Annotated in this window: 18 protein-coding genes; 8 read left to right on the forward strand and 10 right to left on the reverse strand. The window is 44.5% G+C overall.

Annotation, left to right across the window (positions count from 1 at the left end; all coding sequences use genetic code 11):
• Positions 1-104: 104 nt before the first annotated feature.
• Both FLA_RS10295 and FLA_RS10300 read right to left on the reverse strand, forming a co-directional pair.
• Positions 105-866 carry a hypothetical protein gene (locus FLA_RS10295; protein WP_144264082.1) on the reverse strand — a complete coding sequence of 254 codons (762 nt, stop codon included), beginning with the start codon at positions 864-866 and terminating at the stop codon, positions 105-107.
• Between the two features lie 38 nt (positions 867-904).
• Positions 905-1765: a hypothetical protein gene (locus FLA_RS10300; RefSeq protein WP_076380386.1), complete on the reverse strand. Its 861-nt coding sequence runs from the start codon at positions 1763-1765 to the stop codon at positions 905-907.
• Positions 1766-2021: 256 nt separating this feature from the next.
• On the opposite strand from FLA_RS10300, the gene FLA_RS10305 reads away from it, so the two are divergent.
• Complete coding sequence (locus FLA_RS10305) at positions 2022-3413, forward strand: MBL fold metallo-hydrolase (RefSeq protein ID WP_076380602.1); 1392 nt, start codon at positions 2022-2024, stop codon at positions 3411-3413.
• 63 nt (positions 3414-3476) lie between these two features.
• Here the strand turns inward: FLA_RS10305 and FLA_RS10310 are convergent, their stop codons facing one another.
• The gene (locus FLA_RS10310; RefSeq protein WP_144264083.1) at positions 3477-4223 is read right to left on the reverse strand and encodes a hypothetical protein; all 747 of its coding nucleotides are present in this window, start codon (positions 4221-4223) and stop codon (positions 3477-3479) included.
• Between the two features lie 153 nt (positions 4224-4376).
• Here FLA_RS10310 and FLA_RS10320 point away from each other — a divergent pair, with 153 nt between their 5' ends.
• Positions 4377-4838: an energy transducer TonB gene (locus FLA_RS10320; RefSeq protein WP_076380388.1), complete on the forward strand. Its 462-nt coding sequence runs from the start codon at positions 4377-4379 to the stop codon at positions 4836-4838.
• A gap of 51 nt (positions 4839-4889) precedes the next feature.
• Here the strand turns inward: FLA_RS10320 and FLA_RS10325 are convergent, their stop codons facing one another.
• The 4 genes from FLA_RS10325 to FLA_RS10335 form a co-directional block, all read right to left on the reverse strand.
• Positions 4890-5993, reverse strand: coding sequence for a pepsin/retropepsin-like aspartic protease family protein (locus FLA_RS10325; protein WP_076380389.1), 1104 nt, complete (start codon positions 5991-5993; stop codon positions 4890-4892).
• Between the two features lie 33 nt (positions 5994-6026).
• Positions 6027-6164 carry a hypothetical protein gene (locus tag FLA_RS31460; protein ID WP_159445136.1) on the reverse strand — a complete coding sequence of 46 codons (138 nt, stop codon included), beginning with the start codon at positions 6162-6164 and terminating at the stop codon, positions 6027-6029.
• Between the two features lie 214 nt (positions 6165-6378).
• Entirely contained in the window at positions 6379-6792 is a 414-nt protein-coding gene (locus FLA_RS10330; RefSeq protein ID WP_076380390.1) for a group III truncated hemoglobin, read from the reverse strand.
• A gap of 88 nt (positions 6793-6880) precedes the next feature.
• Positions 6881-8278: a S41 family peptidase gene (locus tag FLA_RS10335; protein WP_076380391.1), complete on the reverse strand. Its 1398-nt coding sequence runs from the start codon at positions 8276-8278 to the stop codon at positions 6881-6883.
• Between the two features lie 209 nt (positions 8279-8487).
• Between FLA_RS10335 and FLA_RS10340 the strand changes: the two genes are divergently transcribed.
• A complete protein-coding gene (locus FLA_RS10340; RefSeq protein ID WP_076380392.1) occupies positions 8488-9459 on the forward strand; it encodes an aldo/keto reductase in 972 nt (323 codons plus the stop codon).
• Positions 9460-9477: 18 nt separating this feature from the next.
• Positions 9478-10287: a helix-turn-helix domain-containing protein gene (locus FLA_RS10345; RefSeq protein WP_076380393.1), complete on the forward strand. Its 810-nt coding sequence runs from the start codon at positions 9478-9480 to the stop codon at positions 10285-10287.
• On the opposite strand, the gene FLA_RS10350 is transcribed toward FLA_RS10345, so the two are convergent.
• Positions 10247-11218, reverse strand: coding sequence for a glycoside hydrolase family 5 protein (locus FLA_RS10350; protein WP_076380603.1), 972 nt, complete (start codon positions 11216-11218; stop codon positions 10247-10249). The genes FLA_RS10345 and FLA_RS10350 overlap by 41 nt on opposite strands.
• Positions 11219-11414: 196 nt before the next feature.
• Here FLA_RS10350 and FLA_RS10355 point away from each other — a divergent pair, with 196 nt between their 5' ends.
• Positions 11415-13157, forward strand: a complete 1743-nt coding sequence (locus FLA_RS10355) for a peptidoglycan D,D-transpeptidase FtsI family protein (protein ID WP_159445137.1) — start codon at positions 11415-11417, stop codon at positions 13155-13157.
• A gap of 6 nt (positions 13158-13163) precedes the next feature.
• Here FLA_RS10355 and FLA_RS10360 read toward each other — a convergent pair whose 3' ends face one another.
• Complete coding sequence (locus FLA_RS10360; protein ID WP_076380395.1) at positions 13164-13751, reverse strand: hypothetical protein; 588 nt, start codon at positions 13749-13751, stop codon at positions 13164-13166.
• 42 nt (positions 13752-13793) lie between these two features.
• Here FLA_RS10360 and FLA_RS10365 point away from each other — a divergent pair, with 42 nt between their 5' ends.
• Complete coding sequence (locus FLA_RS10365; protein WP_076380396.1) at positions 13794-14111, forward strand: hypothetical protein; 318 nt, start codon at positions 13794-13796, stop codon at positions 14109-14111.
• Between the two features lie 10 nt (positions 14112-14121).
• The gene (locus FLA_RS10370) at positions 14122-14697 is read left to right on the forward strand and encodes a hypothetical protein (RefSeq protein ID WP_076380397.1); all 576 of its coding nucleotides are present in this window, start codon (positions 14122-14124) and stop codon (positions 14695-14697) included.
• A gap of 286 nt (positions 14698-14983) precedes the next feature.
• Here FLA_RS10370 and FLA_RS10375 read toward each other — a convergent pair whose 3' ends face one another.
• Positions 14984-15310 carry a DUF4870 domain-containing protein gene (locus FLA_RS10375; protein WP_076380604.1) on the reverse strand — a complete coding sequence of 109 codons (327 nt, stop codon included), beginning with the start codon at positions 15308-15310 and terminating at the stop codon, positions 14984-14986.
• Between the two features lie 220 nt (positions 15311-15530).
• On the opposite strand from FLA_RS10375, the gene FLA_RS10380 reads away from it, so the two are divergent.
• Entirely contained in the window at positions 15531-17330 is a 1800-nt protein-coding gene (locus FLA_RS10380) for a LuxR C-terminal-related transcriptional regulator (RefSeq protein ID WP_197705884.1), read from the forward strand.
• Positions 17331-17453: the final 123 nt, after the last annotated feature.

Below are 17453 nucleotides of genomic sequence, written 5' to 3' on the forward strand. Positions count from 1 at the left end.
GAAGCAGTATCCATTTGCCGGAGCAGTAGGGAAGTGGCAGGCACAAAAAAGGCGTTTAGTGTTCAAATGTCACTAAACGCCTTTTAATGGTATCAATATCTGTTTTAGTTGGTAGAGGTTTTATATTGGTAAACGAGGTTTTCGAGTACATTCATTTCTGCTTCTGTATCACCATTTTTAAAAATACAGGTTGCAGGTTGATTATCTGAGTTGTAAGTATAGGTGTAGGTATTCACTTCGTAAATCTCGTTTGGTGTATTTGCATCAGATAATGTTATTTTAGTGATGTTGTTCTTGCTGCCAAAGTAGAAGTCGTCAATGTAATACCATAATAAAGAACTGGCTACATTATAATAAGGATTGATTTTGTCATCATAAGAGTACTTATAAATAGTTTGAGGCGTATTGCCATTATACAATCTTATCATTTGGGTAATGTTGCCATTGGCCCAGGTAAATTGTCTGGATTCGCGAACAGTACCGTATTGGAATTCAAATACAGTGGCTACTGTGCCATCCTGGTTGTATACTAAAGAGTCATAGCGATCTTCAAATAAAACAGCTTTCAGTACCTGGCCATTGGCGTTGTATTCAAAAGTGTAATTCTTATCTGCGCCAATAAGTGCAGATGGCCTGTTATTCGTAAAAACAACAGAATCCGCCCAGGTTCCTGTTTCTGTAGAATCTTTTATTACCATTTTGTTGGCGCCATAGTTATAAGTATGTGCATATGCTCCTGTAGGGCCTGAATTTACCACTCTGTATAATTTGTTCACAGAAGTGCCTGTCTCCGGTGTGCTGTCATTTTTAGAACAGGAAGTAGTGGCTATTGCAAGCATTAATACGGGGACAAAGAAACGTTTCATATAGTGTTGTTTTATTTTTTGAATGATTTAATATGGATTTATTTAGTGGTTGTTTTATACTGATAGGTGAGGTTCTCCCACAACTTTAAATCTGATTGTATTTCTCCTGATTTAAATACACATGTAGTAGGAGTCTTGTCTTTGTTATAAGTATAGTTATACAGGTAGAAGAAAGAAGGAGTGCTCATCACACCATCTTGCAACTGAGTGAAGTTTTCATTTGTGAGATTGTTTTTGCTTCCGTAATAGGCATCGCGTACATATAGCCAGAATACAATATTTGCGCTTAGTTCATACCGGGGGTTAGTATTTGTATCATAGAAGTAGTTGGATGCAACGCCATTCATAGAAGAGCCCTGCCTTCTTATTTTTTGGGTAATGTTGTTGTTGGCGTCCCATTTGAATTCATCTGTTTCGTAAACGGTATCTACAAATGAAGTGTACATATAAATAGTGCTGAGTTGCCCTGCCTGGTTGTAGGCCAGCGAGTCATATCTCCTTTCCTGGTTGTTGGTAATTACTTTCACCACTTTACCGCTGTTGTTATACTCAAACGTATAATCTCTTTCCACTTTACCATTGTAGGTGGTAACCAGCCGCGTTAATACGTTGTTGGTGTAATAAGCTGTATCTAAATAATTGCCATTATAGCTAGAATCGAAAACTGACAGCAGTTTCGTTCCATCGTAGTTATAGATCTCTGCATAGGGATATTCACCTGTATTTACAATGCGATACAATTTGCTTATGGTGTCAGTATTGCCGGGATTGTTTGTGCCTGGGGTAGCTGTTGTGTCGGTGCCTGTGCCACCATTTTCATCAGTAGGGCTGCTATCTTTTTTGGTGCAGGCAATTGCCATCATTACCAGCAGGAGGGCTGGTAGGAAAACGTTCTTCATGTTTAATGTTTTTAAGGCTGCCAGTCGTTAGCTGACCTGTTTAGAATTGGCGCAAAGTAAATGTATTTATTAAATAAATATGTGTGAGTAAGGCGACGAACTATGGAAAAATGTTGTTAAAACCGGTAAAAAGCCGGATAAGTGGTAGTAGAGTTCGGTGAATACCGGTTTTTTTTCTAATGTAACAAATGTCACTGTGTATGTAAATGCAAAAGATCACATTTGCATCGGATTAAAAACAGGAAAAAACAGACTTATGATTATTGAACAAATATACACTGGTTGTTTAGCTCAGGGAGCTTACTACATACAGTCAGGTAATGAAGCTGCAATTATTGACCCATTGCGTGAAGTAAAACCTTATATAGCCAAAGCAAAGGCTAACGGGGCAACTATCAAGTATATATTTGAAACTCACTTCCATGCCGACTTCGTTTCAGGTCACGTGGATTTAGGTAAAGCAACCGGTGCACCTATCGTATACGGCCCTACAGCAAAGCCGAGCTTCGATTCGTACATTGGAAAAGATAACGAAGTTTTTAAAGTAGGGGATATCACCGTTACTTTATTACATACACCTGGCCATACTATGGAATCGAGCTGTTACCTGTTAAGCGATGCTGATGGTACACCTAAAGCTTTATTCTCCGGCGATACCTTGTTCATTGGCGATGTGGGGCGCCCCGATCTGGCTCAGAACATGGGCGGTACTTCCAAAGAGCAATTGGCTGGTTTGATGTTTACTACTTTACGTAACAGAATTATGCCTTTGAACGATGATATTATCGTTTATCCTGCACACGGTGCCGGTAGCGCCTGTGGCAAAAACATGAGTAAAGAAACTTCTGATACATTAGGCCGTCAAAAGCAGAACAACTATGCTTTACGTGCGGATATGACACAGGAAGAGTTTATTAAAGAAGTAACTACCGGTTTAATGCCGCCACCTGCTTATTTCCCCATCAATGTAATGATGAACAAAGAGGGATATGAGAATATTGATGTGGTAGTACAACACGGCACCCGTTTATTAAGTCCTGATCTGTTTGAAACAGCCGCCAACGAAACCGGTGCGTTATTACTGGATACCCGTAAGGCGCAGGACTTTGCAGCAGCGCATGTGCCAAACTCTATTAACATAGGTATTGACGGTAGTTTTGCCCCATGGGTAGGCGCGCTGTTACTGGATATGAAACACCCTGTTTTATTAATTACCGATGAAGGCAGGGAAGAAGAAGTGGTTACCCGCTTAGCCCGTGTAGGTTATGATAACGCTATTGGTTGTCTGGAAGGCGGTGTGGCCGCATGGAAGGCAGCTGGTAAAGAAGTGGACGCTGTAGTATCTATTACCCCTGATTCTTTTGCGGATGCATTGGATGCAGATGGTGGTATTGCAATATTGGATGTAAGAAAGCCGAATGAATATAACTCCGGACATATTCCTACAGCAGAAAGTATGCCGCTGGATTTCATCAACGATACCATGAACCAGTTAGATAAAGACAAAGGATATTATGTTCATTGCCAGGGCGGTTACCGCTCTATGATCTTCATCTCTATTTTAAAAGCGAGAGGATATCATAACCTGATTGACGTTCAGGGCGGAATGGGAGCTATTAAAGCAACCAACAGGTTTACATTGCAATAATTATAGTTTTAAGAACGAGTACAGAAAGAGGGCATATGTTTTTACATATGCCTTTTTTTAGTGCTACTTCCAGCCAATCATGTTACCGTTTGGACCGATCATTACTATACGGTTGCTGCTGTTGCCTTCCACACCGTCGAGGCCATCTTCGCCATCATGTGGCAATGGTTTTTTCTTATAGCCGGTAAGAGAGCGGCCTTTGCCACCGTCGCCACCCTGGCCGCCAATACCACCGAAGTTGGAAAAGGTCATGCACCGGTTATTGACATAAGGGATAGCCGTAGAGTCAACATGCACGGTAATATATCCGGCATCGCCACCATCCCCTCCATCGCCACCATTCCCCCCGCACATGTTGCGGTAGCTGGCCTTTATTTTACCTTTACTGCCTTTGCCGCCGTCGCCACCATCACCGCCATCCGATACTATTTTAATTTTGCCGTAACGGGGGTTTACAAAATACTCTATGGTGCTTTGTGCATCGCCGGGAACTCCAACTATAAAATGGAGGATAATGGAGTCGCCAGAGCGTAAAGCATCAATTTTTACCAGCAGATCGGGGCCGCGAAATCCCTTTTTCCCATCCAGGCCATTATTGCGGCCATGAAACATGCGTTGAAAGAAAGTGAGCTCTTGGGCGTTTTTTCCGGGGTCGGCCTTTTCAGGTTTATACCCGGCCCACTGGTGCATATTTACCTTGGCATAATTGATGAAAGGATTGGGACGGGTGGTATCCCTTCGTATCTGGGCATGAGCAATGACGACCTGGAACAGGCATATGTGTAACAATACAGGAAAGCAAAGCTTCATTGCCGGAATTATTGGTTGGTTAAGGGGCTGTTTGCAGTATACAAACATGTTTGTTTTTCAAATGTATTAAAAACAGCTCAAGAAAGCTGTGTAGGAGGGGGAAAACTGCCAGGCTACTGCTGATAATAGCATAATACATATTACATTAGCCCTATGAAAATCCCTAAACAGTTAGTATTGGCAGTTGTTTTTTGCGGCTGCACTTCCTTATTTGCCCAACAGCCTGTAGCTGCACCGGCGAAGGATACCACCAGGCCTAAAAGATTTGATACGGTACAGGTGCAGGCTTCTTTTCCGGGTGGAGATGATGCCTGGAGAAAGTTCCTGGAAAATAACCTCGATGGCGATGTGCCGGTGAGAAAAAAGGCCCCGGCAGGGTTGTACAAAGTGTTATTGAGCTTTCTGGTGGGTAAAGATGGCAAGGTGTATGAAGTGAAAGTGGAAGAAGACCCTGGTTTTGGAACAGCCGCCGAAGCGCTTCGGGTTTTTAAAAAATCGCCCCGTTGGAACCCGGCCATAGTTGATGATAAACCTGTCATTTACCGGCAAAGGCAATCTATTACCTTTTTTGTAGAAGAAGAGGTGGAGCCGGTGAAAAAGAAAAAAAGAGACTAATATACAAACGGCCCCATCGGGGCCGTTTTGCTATGATATAGTTGGAAGGATTTAATAATTGCGTAGCCCCAGCCGGTGATTTTCGTAATCAAGCATATAGCCGTTCTTTAAAAAATACTCCAGGCTGATGATGGAAATATCACTTCCCGATGCGATGGGGTTTTCTATATAAGTAAGGTAATCGGAAGAGGTAATGCTATAGTTATAGTTAAAACCAGCCGATTTGGTGGTAACCGAAACTGCAGTGTTCACCGGTAATAAAGTAGGGGTGGTGGAAGCGGTGTTGTCTTCCATGTACGAATAAGGTTCGGTTCCGGTGTCAAATACTGCATAAGCGGTATTCACTGTTTTGCTGCCGTAAGTGTAGCTGGAAGGAATGATGACCGAATACCCGTAACCGCTTACGGGGGTAAGGGTATGCTGGGTAAAGCCCGATTCATTCAGGTCTGTAGCGCTCAGTCCCAGTGTAATCACATCCGGCACATAGGTGCCTGCCAGCGAAAAATTACTGGTTCCCAATGCTTCCATCTTAAATCCTTTGGTAAGTCCCGCAGCAGGGGTGTAAGTGCTGAACGGGCTGGCTACATAACCCCCATTGGAAAAGGTGACATCATATTCTGTATTCACTCCAAAAATGTCAAAGGAGCCGGTGCTTAACATGTTGCCGGCATTGTCTACTCCTTTGTAATACAAAAAGAAAGGCAGCCGTTGTATGGTAACCGTATTGCCATGATCGCCAACGGTAACATTGGCATAAGCCAAGTTGCCATATACTTTTTCGGTGGTGCTGTTATCGGCCCCATAGGTAATGGAAGAGGTTTGGTTGGTAATGGTGATGCCGTTGACTACCGTAGAGTCGCCGGTGAAATTAAACCCGCTGCTGGTGATCATAGAAGCGGGCAATACTTCGTGCGCATCTATCACCATGCCGCCCGAACCGGTATCAAATATCAAATATTCGTTTACCGTTTGGGTGCCTATTTTAGGCACAGGGATAAACAATAGTTTGTAAATGGAAGAATCTGCTTCGTACAGTCCCAGCTTCACGGCACTGTTGCTGCTGGTAGTGGCTGAACTGTTTACTTCCGTTTTTTTACAGGAAGCGAATAAAAGCAGAAGACCTGCGCTAAGCAGGATATGGAAACGGATATTCATGAGGGGTAATTGTGGTGAGGGAAAAGGAGCTGATTAGTGTTTAATGTGATGGTGATGGGTAATCCGGTGTCTTTTAAAGAATACAGCTTTGTTGCGTATCATTTGTGCCGATACGGTAGTGATGCCCTGGCTAACCAGCAACATCAGGAGGATGACCTTTGCCATTTTCATAAATAAACAAGTTTATGTGGTATTGAAACGTAGCGGGAGAGCGTAAAATTGTGCCCCTTTTGCGGGTGACAGGCTAAAGAACGATGAACAGGAGCATGACATCTTTCACGGCATGGGTTTCGTCGGCACATATCGGAGACAAAAAAGCCAACAAGATACAGCAGGGCTGTCTTCTGTTGGCTTTTTTGTCTCCGGAAGGGAGGATATAATGGAGTTACAGGCTATTTTGCCGGTTACCGGAAAGCACAGAAATGGAAATCGGGTTTATCTTGCTCATCATAATAGCAATCATCTGCTCCGGCTTCTTTTGCGCGCATAAAGCAGTAGGGCCTTCAAAAAGTTCATCAATAGTCTGTTTCCACAATTCCAGCCATTTGCCAAAATGCGCTTGCTGCAAGGGGTGCTTTTGGTTTATTTCCACATGCTTTAGCACGGGGTTGCCTTTATAAGACGCTTCGCCCAGCAATACAGATTCCCAGAAGCTATACATACGTGGCAGGTGGGTATTCCAGTTAACAGGTATTATCTCACTGAAAAAGAAACCAATATTGGGGTCTTCTTTTACTTTATCATAAAAGGTATTTACCAGTAATTGAATGTCTGCACTATTTTCTATATCCTTTTTCATTTTCAATCAGATTGTAGCAAGTTATATAATAAGAGGTGATCGACAGGGTAAAGGAACAAAGTGTTTGGGTTTTGTTTTATGATCTGGATCATAATGCAGCCGGAGTTTTTTTTATGGTATCTATTGCTGCCTTCATAACAGGGTCGTTGCCCGTTATGTAGTCGTTGATGGTTTCGTTAATGGTATAATCGGGCATAGTGCCTCTGCCCATGTATACGGCTGGGTTTACTGCATTGTAGTATGCTTGTAAGGGCACGGTTAGCCTTAGCCGGGTGGGGGCTAAAGTAGTAACCGGCATGAGCCCGCTGTTGTTGCCCTGGTATCCGCCGCCGGTTTCTTCTCCTATAAAGGTGGCTTTTTGGTGGTGTGCCAGCACAGCTGTTACATCGGCACATGACGACATGCAAAAACCGTTGATAAGCACGTATACTTTACCTGTGTAATGGTTTTTGGCCGGTTTTTGTGTTTCGTAATAATCAAAGTCCCGTACTGTTCTGGCTTTTTGCCACAGCCAGGTATTGTCTTTTTGTATGGGTTTACGATAAAACAGGGTAGTGGCGCCTTTAATATCTTTGGCAATGGCTTCTGTTACCTCAATTCTATCCCAGTACCTGTAAGCGGTGTCGAAAAAGTAGCTGGTCAACAATGCAGCGTTGCCATCCGAACCGCCGGTGTTATTACGCAGATCCACTATTAAATGAGGAATATGTTGCTGGTTCAGGTTTTGAAAGGCGGCGTTGATGAAATTGCTAAATTGCTGCTTGCTTTTTTTTATATCCGATACGCTAAAACTATGGATGGTTAAAACGCCTATGCTGTCAGTAATAGAAAAATGGAGTTGTTGTGCAGGGCTAACTTCTTTTAAAAAGCCATTACTGGCAATGGCATCAAAACTTTTAGCAGGTAGGGTGAATGTATGGCTGTTGCTTTGATGTAGCACCTGCACCTGGAAGCTGTTGGTGGTTTGCACCAGGTTTCTGTACAGGGTAGGAAACAAATGATACACTGCCCGGTATTTAAGAGTGGTGTTGTTGCCATCCGATGGTATTGCAGGTAGTATTACCTGTAGCAGTTGGGGGATGGTGTGGCTGTTTATCTGAACAATTTCATCGCCCGGATGAATAGCAGTATCGCCTGAAAAGTTTTGTATCACATACATCCGGTTGTTTTGAATGGCTACCTGGAAAGGGAATAAATTAGGCAGGTGGTTGATAGAATCTGTATAAGCCGCCGGCAGGCTCACTCCGGTATGAAGGCAGCCCATCTTTGCGGTAAAAGGTTTTAATTTTTGATATACTTCCACTTCTGTTAAAGAATCTGTGATCGTTTTTTTTAGAGAATCGATGTACTGTTGATATTCAGGCCGGGAAACATACCGGTAAAATCCCGGGTGTTTGGCTGCCAGTTCGAGATAGGTGTCCTGTAGCAGATGAATCACAGTGTCAGCACTAAAGCGTGGTGTGGTGGTTTGTGCTGTATTTACCAATGGGAGTAGTAAATACAGAAGGCAGAAGCTGGTTGCTCGCATCTTTTTTTCTAAAATAAGTAATACTCGTAGGTTAGCTTATTAAGGGTATGTTAATCTGTTTCCGGTTCCCGATAAACAGTGAGCCGTACAGACAAGTAAATTGAGCCATCAGGGAAATGCGAGGCTATTATATTATGGGGAGCTTTGTAGTATTAAATGAATGATCTATGAGTGCAATAACAAAAATAGCATTGGGTAATAATGGCCCGCTGGTGTCGAAGCTGGGATTAGGTTGCATGCGAATGTCGTCTGTTTGGGGCGGGCCCACCAATGATGAGAACGAAAGTGTGGCTACTATTCAGCAGGCATTAGATAGCGGCATCAATTTTTTAAATACAGGTGATTTCTATGGCCATGGCCACAATGAGCTGCTGGTGGGTAAGGCTATTAAGGGCAGAAGGGATGATGCTTTTATCAGTGTAAAGTTTGGAGCTATTTTCTATGGCGGCCAATGGTTAGGACTGGATCTGCGTCCCATGGCTATAAAAAACTTTATCAACTATTCGCTGGTGCGCCTTGGCATTGATACCATCGATTTATACCAGCCATGCCGGATGGATAATAGTGTGCCTGTAGAAGATATAATAGGAACGGTAGCCGATTTGATTAAAGAAGGGAAGGTGCGTTACCTGGGTGTATCGGAAATTACGGCAGATCAACTGCGTAAGGCGCATAGCGTGCACCCGGTAAGTGCGCTGGAGATAGGCTATTCTTTGGCTGATCGCCAGATTGAAAGCGAGCTGCTGCCTACTGCTAAGGAACTGGGTATTGGAGTGGTAGCTTTTGCCAACACTGCAGAGGGGCTGTTGACAGGTGATATGAAAGCCCCGCTTGCGGCTAATGATTACCATACCCACTTCTCCCGCTTCCAGGGTGATAACCTTATTAAAAACCTGGAGAAGGTAGATGTGTTAAAGAAAATGGCCGTTGAAAAAGGATATACTCCTACGCAACTGGCTATTGCCTGGGTGAACGCGCAGGGCGAACATATAATGCCGTTGGTAAGCATGAGTCGCAGAACCAGGTTGCCGGAAAACATACAGGCTATGGATATTGTGTTTACACCGGAGGAAATGAAGGTGTTGAACACGGAGTTTGCACCCGGAGCCATTCTGGGTGGCACTTACCTGCAACGTTAATTATTGTAATTTTAGGTAATGACAAATCCTACCGAAATTATTCCAGGAGTTATCTTTTTCTCTTACCTCGCCACTATGCGAAAAGAGCATCATGCTTTTCTTACGCATAGCGCCCTGGTGTTGCAGGTGGCGGGTGAGCTGACATTGGAAACAGCCAGCCAGAAAATTTCAACACGGAGAGGTCAGATGCTGCTGATTGGTAAAAACCAGTTAGGGCAACTGACCAAAACGCCTTTACCTGGTGAGGATTATGAAACTATAGTGATTGCCCTGCAGGAAGATTTACTACGGGCTATTGCGTTGGAAGAGCAGATGGAGGCGCGGCATAAATATACCGGCCTGCCCAATGTGCTGATTCCACCTAATGATTTCCTGCAGGGTTATTTTCAATCGGTGATACCTTATGTGCGCAATGCCGATGAAAAAATAAGAGCATCTATGGGCATGTTAAAAGTGAAAGAAGGGGTGAAGCTGCTGCTGCACACTATGCCTGAACTCCGTGATTTACTGTTCGACTTCTCAGAGCCTTATAAAATTGACCTGGAAAAATTCATGCTTAGCAACTTTCATTTCAACGTTCCGGTAGAGAAGTTTGCCCAGCTTACCGGCAGAAGCCTGGCCGGGTTTAAGCGTGACTTTAAAACCTTGTTCGCTGCTTCGCCCAGGCAATGGTTGCAAGAAAGGCGATTGACAGAAGCTCGTCACCTCATAGAACATAAGAACAAAAAGCCTTCTGCTATTTATCTCGACTTAGGCTTTGAAAGCCTTTCGCATTTCTCCCATTCTTTTAAAAAGATGTTTGGGAAGGCGCCTTCTGAGATGGGGTAGCCAGCTGGCGTAAATAGTTTCGGGTGGCTATGCCCGACTCCCGCAGGTCGCCGGGTTTCCATTGGCCTTTAGAGGATGCGCTTTTCAGTAATACCGAGCAGGTTTCTTTTTTATCTGAAACAGACCAGGTGATCCAGCTGAGTTTGTTTTTTACTATCCATTCATAATAGCGCTGCCACTCGGGGTAATCCATAGGGCCATCACCCGTGGCTTCCATGCCGGCTGATTCTGAAATGAATACAGGTATGCCATTTCTGATAGCTTCGTCGGTTCTGTCTCTTAGCCACTGTTTGTGTGTGCCGGCATAAAAGTGCATGGTGTACATGATGTTGGAATAGCCCTTTATCGGATCTTTTTGTACCAGGTCAATCCGTTGATCCCATTCAGGATTGCCTACCAGAATAATATTATCCGGATCGTTTTTGCGGATGGTGGCAATAATGGTTGCGGAGTATTGTTTGATATCCTGCCACGATTGGTGCATGGGTTCGTTGAGCACCTCGTAAATCACGTTGGGATAATGCCCATACCGGGCAGACATGCTATCAAAGAATACCTGTGCCTCGCGGGTGAAAATGTTGTGGCTGTGCCAATCTATAATAACATAAATACCTGTTTTAATAGCGGCATCTATTACGGTGGTAATGCGTTTAATATTGCCTTCCGGGTTTTTCAGGTAGCCATCTTCGGGTTCTATGCCCATGGCTGCCCTTACTACATTTGCCTTCCAGTCGTTTTTCAACCATTGCACCGTTTCGGCTGTATAAAACCGGGGGTGAAAGCAGCTCCAGCCAAAACTCATTCCATATAATGTTACCGGCTGGCTGGTGGAGTCGGATAGTTGTGTGCCGGTTACCTGTAAGGGTGCAACCGTTTGAGCATACAGCGTCAGGCTGTAAAGGCAGGCAATAGTCAGAATGTACTTTTTCATATTAACGGGGTAAAAATAACAGAATCGTTCTAGCGGGAATAATACAATACCAGCCAATAGTGGTGCTTTTTTAGCTTTGCCGGTAAGGAAATGGCTGTTTTGCACATGGTATATCTGCTTCTGTAAATCCCCTTAACTTCGCCCCTTTACCAATCATCACTAGCGGCGTATTGCCAGGGTAATGTGGGGAGTAAGCATGAAAAAAATTACAGGTGTTTTTATATTGTTGCAATTATTGTTTGTTACTGCTTCCGGCCAGAACTACAGTTTTCCTATAACAGATCTGTTGCCCTATGTGCAGCATAACCAGCAGGATAGTGTGTGTGCATTACAGGTGTTTCCGCAACGTGGCACTATATACGACCGGAGGGGCAGGGTGCTGGCATCGGACTCTGTTTTGTACGATCTGATGGTGCGTCCCGGTAAGGTAAAGCGGCAGGATGAAGCTATTATTTGCAGCATTCTGAAAATTACTGCTAAGGAATACCACGACAGGTTGAAATATGCACTGAACTGGTCTGATCCCTGGCATCCCAACGCGAAAAAAACATTCGACAGTCCTGCTCCGTTTAAAGGCCTGCTATCCCGGGATATTACCGCCAGCCTGTTAAAGAGGATGGCGGAACTACAGCCTGCATTTACGCTCGAAAAACGGGCGGTTAGGCGTTATCCTTTCAATACGGCCGGGCATGTGCTGGGATATGTAAAAACAGGTAATACCGGAGAAACCGGTTTGGAAGAAAGTTATGATAAGGTGTTGCGGGGTGTTACCGGCTTACAGTTTTTTCAATGCGATCACAAGAGCATGCCTGTAAAAAGATGGAAGGGGGGAACGCTGGACGTGTTGCCGGAAAGAGGGCGCGATGTGTATACTACCATAGACATTCCTTTGCAGCAACTGGGCGAAAAACTCATGAAAGGCAAAAGAGGTAGCCTGGTAGCTATTGATCCCGAAACCGGTGGTATTCTGGCTATGGTAAGCAGTCCTGGATATAGTCCCACTGAGCTGGCTATGAACCGTAATACCTATTACCAGGCTTTACGTAATAACCGGGATCGTCCTTTTCTCAATCGTACCATTACCAGTTTCAACGCGCCCGGTTCGGTATTTAAATTATTCCAGGCATTAATTGCCTTGCAGATAGGTGTTATCGACCCCGGCACCACATTGGTGTGTAACGGAGGTTTTACATTGTGTGGCACCCCGGCCAAACCCAAGTGTCATGTAACGGGCTGGCATAAGCCCGATATGGTGCGGGCGCTGGCTATTAGTTGTAACAGCTATTTTGCAGACGTGTACCGGAAAGTCATTGGTTTGCTGCCGCAGTCAGGGCTGACTGCCTGGGCCGAATCGGTAAAGCTATTTGGCTTTGGCCGTTTAACCGGTATTGACCTGCCGGCCGAGAAAGCAGGCGTTGTGCCGGATACCTCGCTCATCAACAAACGATATAAAGCCGGATGGAACCGGTGTACTATTTTATCCAATGCCATAGGCCAGGGCGAAGTAAGTACTACGGTACTGCAACTGGCTAACGCTATCAATATCATTGCAGGTAAAGGCTGGTATTATCCGCCACACGTAGCAGATAGTATTGGCGGAATTACCAACAGCGGCTATTTACAACGACACACCAGGATAAAAGCATTTGATTTACCCGACAGCTCCTGGAATAGGGTACATCAGGGCATGTACGAAGCAGTACAGGCTAAATATGGCACAGCGTACAGCGCCCGCATCAACGGCCTGGATATCTGCGGTAAAACCGGTACAGTAGAAAATGGAAAAGGGGAAAAGGATCATGCGGTTTTTGCAGCCTTTGCGCCGCGTGCGCACCCACGCATTGCGATTGTATGCCTTGTTGAAAATGGGGGCTTTGGGGCTACGGTAGCAGCACCTGTGGTAACTCAGTTGATTAGTAAATACCTGGGCGGCCGGTAGGGGATATTAAACAATAGCTGGCTGAGTGTTTTTGTAATACTCAATGGCCGCTGACAGCTGTTTGGCCGAGGTGTTAAATTTAGCCAGGTCCAGCTTTTCCACTGTATCATCGTGCAAAAAAAGAAGCAGGTAGGATTCTGTGTTTTTGCCCTCTGTTTGGCTCATGATAGCCGTTGCGGCAATGTCTTTCCATAAAATATGGGATTGGCCAAGGGCTATGTCAGTGGGAGTTAGTGTAATACTATACCATAGCTTTTCATTAAAAGCGCTGTATTTCAGCACCACAAAAATGAAAATAGCGGCTAAGGTTATCAGTATCAGGCCAATGGGTAAAGGTATTTTTTGCGCCAGTAGTGTTTTGGAGATAGAGCTTGCCCAAAAAAGCAGGAATAGGATAATAAAAACAGAAAAGATTTTGTTGGATGCGGAGGGCTTAATAACGGTTTCGTTGTTGGGCGGTGGTTTAAAGCTGGCAGCTACCATATCGTGGGTGTCTATTACCTTAGGAGTAGCGCCAAAGAACTTTTGAAGCTTGCTCAGCCCTGCAGTTTCATCTGCTATATATTGTTTTATAAGTTCACTTGCCGGCGTCATCTGGTAAGGTTAAAACAGTGAGGATTTGTAGTCACTAATATAGTGAATATTTTTCCGGCAGCTGTAGATGTTGATTATCTTTCCATTAAATCTTCTGTTTTGTATTCAGCCGCACATTCTTCTGAAAATCATTCTGATAATGAATCCATTATTTGTAGTTGTTGTGGTAAATGGATAGCATCCGTTAAGGAAAATGATATGCAACCGGATGCACAGGCCTGCTATGAAGCAGGTAATGTGCCTGTGCCTAATTTAGGTTGGTTTTGTAGTCAACACTGCGCTATCACATTTGAACAGGTGCAAGGTGTGCAATTTACAAGAACTGCCAAAGGGGAAATAGATTATTACGGTTCAATGTAAGGAATGTTTTATGCGTAAAAAGAGCATCGTTTACTGGGCTTCTTTGATAGCTGTTATTGGTGTAAGCTGCCAGCAACATTATCCTGGTACATTGGATTATAGTGCATTACATTACGATACCGGCCATGTTATCATTTTTAACCGGGATACAACGATGTACGTTTTTGCAAAGAGTGCTGATCCTTTGCCGCTTCTGAATGATGATATTAGAATTGTGGATAGCCTGGTAGATGAAGAAGTGAAGCTTCATAATAAAGAAAGAGCGCCATTGCTTTACCAGGAGTTTAATAAAGTGCTGCCTTTGGAATGCTTGATGATTGATTTGGTGAAGTATAAAAGACAATACTTTCCTTTTAAAGATAGCAATCATCAGAAAATAATAGCAGGCATTTGTTTTAAGAGCAACTTTCCTGAGTGGAAAACTGAAATATATCACGGCGGGCATCATGAGGGGCTTAGAACTTTGCGTTTTCGTGTGAATTTATCCGAGCGCAATATGGTGGAGTGGAGAGATGCGGGAGGAGGTTATTCCTGTGATTCCTGGGAACAATACAGGAATGCTTCTATAGATACGAAGAACAAATAGTTGGCATTATCGTTAACGGCTCTCTTACGGTGCATGCTCCTGTTATTGATTTTGAACTGGACACTTATTCGGCCTTTTTAATAGTATATGGATCCGTTAACCTGTACAAGTCTAGCGGCAGGATGTGCCGAAATTATAGTAAATGGTAACGTTACTGTAGCGAATGCTATCATTGCGTTGCCGGAGGAAGAATAGGATGCGTGATCAGACATACTTTTTGTTGTGCAAAACAACCTGATAAAAGATCTGCCCGGTTGATGCCGGAGCAGATCTTTTTGTAAAATGATTACAGGCTAAACTTGCCTTCCACCATTTTGCCTATTAAGGGAACGGGGCGTTCTGCATTATTGCTGGCGGTGATAATGCCCATGAGCATTAATACCAGTGGCAGTAGGGAAACGATATAGAATAGGGTGGCTAAGGAAGGTAGTATACCTACCAGTATGCCGCTGGCTACACTCAGTATAATAGAAAGGATCATCACGCCCAGTGATTGTGTCAGGTGATATTGCACAAAGGCGCTTTTTTCGTTAGACTGGCGGTAATTCACGTAGGAGATAATCCAGCCGATCAGCGTAATGTAGGCTACAATAGCCATGGTGCGATTTGTCATAGTAATACATTTTTGGTTCAGGGCAAACATATGCACAGGCAGGGCGCTACACCATAAAACAGGCGGCTACAACGGGTCTACAGGTGGGGAAATGTGCGTCTACAAAGCGTCTACTGTATACGGGTAATGTTTGATAATGAATGTTTTACAGGGCGCGCCGTTTTTTGGCCTGATTCTTTCTTTCCTTCCGCCGATGCTACGAAATATACTAACCATATTCTTGCACCTCTGTTTTTGTACACCATCTGCTTTTGCGCAGCAACGTTATATCGACTCTTTACAACAGCTTTTAGGCAGGGGCGCGCTACCTGATTACGAGAAAACAATACTTCGTTGCCAACTGGCGCGGGCCTGTTTTGAAACGGATATCAACAAAGCGCTGGCATTAACGGGTAGTGGGCAGCAGGCTTCCGGGGCAAACGCCAAAGCCTGGGTGTATGCTACCCGCATACATTTACTGGTGCAGCAGAAAAATAAACCGGCCGCTTACGCCGCGTTGGACAGTGCTTTACTATATATAAATAAAACAACCGATTCTGTAGCCAGGGCGATGGTCTGGTTTAGGAATGGCTGGCTTGACCTGGTGGAGAACGAAAACGATATGGCGGTAACCAAGCTGCTGAAAGCTTTGGAGTTGTTTACCGCTAACCGGCAATATGGCTATGCTTCCATCACCTGCCACTATCTGGCCAGCATTTACAGTTATGGGGCCGATGAAAAACGGCAAACAGAATATGCCCTGCAAGGTTACCGGCTGGCGCAACAAAGTGGTGAGCCGGATGTACTTAACACGGCTTATTATACTATGGGGCAGCATTTTTACGATGCTTATAAATTACATAGCAGCCAGCGTAATCTGCTGGATTCTGCGTGCTACTATTATCGTCAGTCCATCGCTATCAGCAACCAGCAAAAAGGACTGGTGCTGGTGCGCAGCAATACGGCAGGGGTTGCCCTGAACCTGGCTAATATCTATTTTCAACATTTTTCCGCCGCTGACCGGGACAGTGTGTTCCATTACTTAGCCATTGCCGAACAAATAGCCACAGAAACGCATCTTACCGAAGTGCTGGTGAACTGCTATGGCATGCGCAGTGAATATGCCTTGCAAAGCGGCGACGCTGCCGGGGCTGAGCAGTTGTTGCTGACAGCCTTACTACAGGTAGACGCAGCCACAGTAAAAATGCCGCTCACCCGTTCGCGCATTTTTAAAGCCCTGGAAAGGGTGGCGGAACAACGCAATGATACTAAAGCTGCATTAGGGTACCTTAAAAGCTATGTCTCGAGTAATGAAGAAGCCATCAGTCAGGAAAGAATGGCCAACGCCCAGCGGATAGATGCACGTTACCGTGCTGCACAGCAGGAGCAAAAGATTGTATTGTTGCAACAGGAAGCTGCTTTTGCCAGCAAACGCAATTGGTTATATACCGGCCTGGGAATAGCGGTGCTGGCTGCCTTGGCGTTATTGCTTGTTTCTTATAACTACCGATTAAAAGCTTCCCTGCGTAAGCACGAACTGGCAGATAAAGAAAAGGAAGAAGCGGAGCTGAAAGTAAGACTGAAAGAAGCCGAAACTAACCAGCTATTGGCCGAACAGGCATTACTGCGCGAACGGCAGCAACGACTGGAAAAAGAATTATTGGCCGAGCAATTGCAAAAAGAGGAGAAAAGCCAGCTGATGGAACTACTGGCAGATAAAACCTCCCCACAAGACGACCAGGTAAAACGCCTGGTGAAGCGGCAACAGCAAATGGATGAAGAATATGAAGGCTTGAAAACCGACTTTGTAGAAGTACACGCCAGCTTTTTCGAGTGTTTACGGCAGCGGTCGGGTGATGCCCTCACCAGGCTGGATATGAAATACTGCGCTTATATACTTATGGGGCTTTCTAATAAGGATATATCTGTACGGTTAAGCATTGAGCCCAAAAGCATCCGGATGGCAAGGTATCGTATTAAGCAAAAGCTGGGGCTGGGGAAAGAGGATAGTCTGGATCATTTTATCAGGGCGTTAGGGTAGTATATAAATGGGTGCTGCTATTACCCCGGTAGATATATCTTATGGATACATCCCCTGTAGCTTTACAACTGAAGGGGAATGTATCATTTATATTGTTACCCGGCTTTAGCTGCCAGCTGCCGA

Origin of the sequence: Filimonas lacunae (assembly GCF_002355595.1) — a bacterium.
Lineage (GTDB): Bacteria > Bacteroidota > Bacteroidia > Chitinophagales > Chitinophagaceae > Filimonas > Filimonas lacunae.